5 protein-coding genes are annotated in these 3,920 nt (G+C 78.6%); 1 reads left to right on the top strand and 4 read right to left on the bottom strand.

Translation table 11 applies throughout. The features are described 5' to 3' along the window. Positions 1–30 precede the first annotated feature (30 nt). The 4 genes from NT8_RS27570 to NT8_RS27555 form a co-directional block, all read right to left on the bottom strand. Positions 31–447 (bottom strand): ribosomal protein L7/L12, encoded by a 417-nt coding sequence (locus NT8_RS27570; protein ID WP_245646359.1) that lies wholly within the window; start codon positions 445–447, stop codon positions 31–33. A gap of 34 nt (positions 448–481) precedes the next feature. Next, positions 482–1,318 carry a helix-turn-helix transcriptional regulator gene (locus tag NT8_RS27565; protein ID WP_067975886.1) on the bottom strand — a complete coding sequence of 279 codons (837 nt, stop codon included), beginning with the start codon at positions 1,316–1,318 and terminating at the stop codon, positions 482–484. Between the two features lie 151 nt (positions 1,319–1,469). Next, complete coding sequence (locus NT8_RS27560) at positions 1,470–2,306, bottom strand: phosphotransferase enzyme family protein (protein WP_067975889.1); 837 nt, start codon at positions 2,304–2,306, stop codon at positions 1,470–1,472. Positions 2,307–2,371: 65 nt separating this feature from the next. Next, positions 2,372–2,980, bottom strand: a complete 609-nt coding sequence (locus NT8_RS27555; RefSeq protein ID WP_067975884.1) for a TetR/AcrR family transcriptional regulator — start codon at positions 2,978–2,980, stop codon at positions 2,372–2,374. 83 nt (positions 2,981–3,063) lie between these two features. Here NT8_RS27555 and NT8_RS27550 point away from each other — a divergent pair. Further along, positions 3,064–3,920 (top strand): (2Fe-2S)-binding protein (locus NT8_RS27550; protein ID WP_157516001.1); only part of this gene is annotated, 857 nt, incomplete at its 3' end.

The following is a 3,920-nucleotide window of genomic DNA, read 5'->3' as shown; positions in this document are numbered from 1 at the left end:
CGGGCCGGGCCGCCGGTCCGGGCGCCGGGGTCAGTCCAGGGTGTCGACGAACCGCGTGGCCTCGGCCTCGGTCATGCCGGTCTCGGCGACGACCAGCGCGATCGCGTCGATCATCCGGTCCTGGGCGCGCAGGTCGCGGACCCGGTCGGCCAGCGGGACGGTCTGCGCCCCGGGCACGGCGGTGGTGGGGACGGGGCGGCCCTGGCGCAGCGCGTCGACGAGCTGCTTGGCCTCGGCGAGGCCCAGCCCGGTCTCCTCGCGGACGCCCTTGATGGCGAGGATGGGCTTGTCCTGCGCGATCAGCGCCCGCGCGCGCTCCAGCGTGCCCTCGGTGACCGGGCCGGGCAGGCCGCGGGGCGCCCGCGAACGGGACGGGCGCAGCAGCGCGCCGGCGAGCAGGCCGATGACGACGACGAGGGGAATGAGCCAGAAGAGCGTTTCGTCCACGCGCGGAGTCTAGCCCCGCCCGGGGCGGCCCCGGTCAGGCGCCGTCGGCCCCGGACGCGAGGAGTTCGACGGCGGCCTGGTCGGGGCTGTGCGGCCGCGCGGTGAACACCACGACGCAGCGCCCGGAGTCGTCGGGCAGCAGCAGCGCCTGGTGGTCCAGCCGGACCCGGCCCACCTCGGGGTGGCGGTACTCGCCGCTGCCGCTGGGCGGCCGGGGCGCGCCGTCGCCGTGCCACCAGGCGCGGAAGTCGCCGCTGGTGCGGTGCAGGTCGGCGACGAGCGCGGCGGCGCGGCCCTGGGGCGGCTCGGCCCCCACGGCGGCGCGCAGGGCGGCGACCAGGCCGCGCGCCGCGCCGTCGGGGTCGGCCAGGCGCGCGCGGGCGGCGTCGTCGCGCAGCAGCAGCCAGACGAGGTTGCGGCGGTGCGGGGGGTAGGCGGCGAAGTCGGCGAGCAGCGCCGCCGCCGAGCGGTTCCACGCCACGACGTCGAAGACGCGGTCGAGCACGCAGGCGGGGGCGGGCAGCGCCGCCTCCAGCACCCGGAGCACCAGCGGGGGCACGTCGCGGACCTCCTGGGGGACCGCCGCCGCGGGCTCCACCCCCGCCAGCGCGGCCAGGTGGCGGCGTTCGGCGGCGCTGAGCATGAGCGCGCGGGCGAGCGCGGCGACGACCCGCGGCGAGGGGCGGCTGCTGCGGCCCTGCTCCAGGCGGGTGTAGTAGTCGGCGCTCACCCCGGCGAGCTGGGCGACCTCCTCGCGCCGCAGGCCGGGGGTGCGGCGGTTGCCGGAGTCGGGCAGCCCCGCCTCGGCGGGGCCGATGCGGCCGCGGCGCGCCCGCAGGAAGGCGCCGAGCGCCGTCGCGGATTCAGCCATGCCCCCATGGTGCCCCGCCGCTTGCCGCGCGTGCCTGGTCCTGAGAGGGCCACGCTCCGCTCTGGCGGGGCGGCGCGGCGGCGCCCCCGCCCCGGCCGCCCGCCGCCGCCCGCGACCGCCGGGGGGCGCGGGCGCGCCCGGGGGTCCGGCGTCAGCGGCCGGACGCGGTCTCCGCCCGGAGCCGGTCGAGCCACGCGGCGCCCAGCCGGCGGCCGTCGGGGAGCCGGTCGCCGCGGTCGAAGCGCCACGTGGTGATGATCGCGAGCACGAGCGTCCGGCAGTCGCGCAGCAGGTCCGGGTCGGCGCCCGGGTAATGCGCGCCGACCTCCTCGGGCGCGTGGGCGAGGTCGAACTCGACGGGCCCGCGGCAGCACGTCTCGAAGTCGATGAAGAGCGGGCCGTCCGCCGTGCCGAGCAGGTTGCCCGGGTGCGGCTCACCGTGCAGCACCTGCTCGGCGGTGCCGCGTTCGGCGACCGCGCGGCCCAGGGTGCGCAGCGTGCCGCCGAGCAGCTCGCGGTCGGCGGCGGCGAGCGCCGGGGTCAGCCCGGGGTCGGCCACGAGCCGCCGGGCGTGCTCGACGCGGTCGGTGAAGCGCGGCGCCGGGACGTCGGCGCCGCGCAGGCCGGCGTGCAGCCGTGCGAGCGCGTGCGCGTAGTCGGCCGGCGCGACGGTCGGCGGTGCCGCCTGGGCGTGGTGGGTCCAGAACGTGATGGCGAAGCCGTCGCGCTCGTGGACGCGCGGCCCCACCCGGGGGTCGGGGGCGCCCACGGGGCACCCGGCCGCGGCGAGCCGCCGGGCGGTCTCGACCTCGAACCGCGCGACCCGGGAGCCGTCGGGCGCCACCCGGGCCACCGTGTCGCAGGGCAGCAGCCGCAGGGTGAGCTTGTTGGAGTCGTGCAGCACGACCGCGTCGTCGGCGGGCAGGCCGAGCGTCGCGGCGGTGGCCGCGGCGGCGGCCACGGCCCGGTCGACGTCCGTTGCGCGCATCGTCCCGCCCTTCGCGTGGAACGCCGCCCCGGCCCGTCCGGCGGTCGACCCGCGCACCCTACCGGTCAGGCCTGGAAGCCGCGGACGATCTCGTGGACGAGCCGGGCCAGTTCCGCCTCGGTCGAGAAGCCCTTGTGGGCGAGGTGCCCCGACAGCGCGAGGACGACCAGGCCGTGCACCGAGGAGAACCCCAGGATGGCGAGGTCGCGCGGGTCGCCGGGGCGGATCTCGCCCGCCGCCTGGCCGCGCGCGAGGAAGTCCGCGCAGTCGCCGAGCAGGTCGCCGCCCGCCGCGTGCAGGGCCTCGTGGTCGGGGGCGTACTCGCCGAACAGCAGCCGGTAGTGCTCGGGGTTCTCGATGCCGAAGCGGACGTAGGCGCTCAGCAGGGCGCGCAGCCCGCCGACGGTGTCGCGGGCCTCGGCCAGGATCGCGGCGGTGGTGCCGTTGAGCATCGCGAAGTCGGCGGCGGCGACGGCGGCCAGCAGGTCGCCCTTGTCGCGGAAGTGCCGGTAGGGCGCGGTGCGCGAGACGCCCACCCGTTCGCCGACCCCGCGCAGGGTGACCGCGTCGGGGCCGCCCTCGCCGAGGAGTTCGGCGGCCGCCGCGATGAGCCGTTCGCGGGTGCCGCCGTCCGGCGGTGCGGCGCCGATTTCCCGGTCGTGAGCTGCGGACATGCGGCGACACTACGGGAACCGGGTTGACAGCGTCAACACGAGGGGTACGTTGACGTTGTCAACGTCGCTTCGGAAGGACCACGATGGAGATCTCCGTCAACGGCGGCCCGGTCGAGGTCGCCGACGACCCGGACACGCCGGCCGTCGACCTGGTCCGCGACGAGCTCGGTCTCACCGGGACCAAGCTCGCCTGCGGGTCCGGCGTCTGCGGCGCGTGCACCGTGCTGGTCGACGGCGCCCCGACCGCCTCCTGCCTCCTGCCCCGCGCCGCCCTCGCGGGCCGGTCGCTCACCACCGTCGAAGGGCTCGGCGGCACCCACCCCGTCCAGCGCGCCTTCGCCGCCCACGACGCCCTCCAGTGCGGCTACTGCACCCCCGGCTTCGTGGTGGAGGCCGCCGCGTTCGTCGACGCCTGGCGCGCCGAGCACGGCGACACCGCGCCCGACCGCGACACCGTCGCCGACGCCCTCGCCGGGCACCTGTGCCGCTGCGGCGCCTACGAGGGCATCCACGCCGCCGTCGCCGCCGCCTGCACCGGCGCGCACGACACCGAGCCGGCCGACGCGCCGCCCCGCGCCGAGGCGCACGAGAAGGTCACCGGCCGCGCCGTCTACACCACCGACGTCCGCATCGAGGGGTGCTGGGAGGCGGTGGTCGTCCGCTCGACCCGCGCCCACGCCCGGGTGCTGTCCGTCGACACCGCCGGCGCCCCCGCCACCGACCTGCTCGGCGCCGACCGCACGGTCCGCTACGTCGGGCAGCCGATCGCGGCCGTCGCGGCGCCCACGCGGGCCAAGGCGCGCGCCGCCGCCGCGCAGGTCGCCGTCGACTACGCCGACCTGCCGGCCGTCCTCGACCCCGTCCGCGCCCGCGCCCCCGAGGCGCCGCCGGTGTACACCACCGACGCGGAGCGGCGGGCCGCCCCCTCCAGCAGCGAGGG

The sequence above is a fragment of the Nocardiopsis trehalosi NBRC 14201 genome, from assembly GCF_001552555.1.
Lineage (GTDB): Bacteria > Actinomycetota > Actinomycetes > Streptosporangiales > Streptosporangiaceae > Nocardiopsis_B > Nocardiopsis_B trehalosi.
This window is presented reverse-complemented; position numbering and strand designations above follow the sequence as displayed.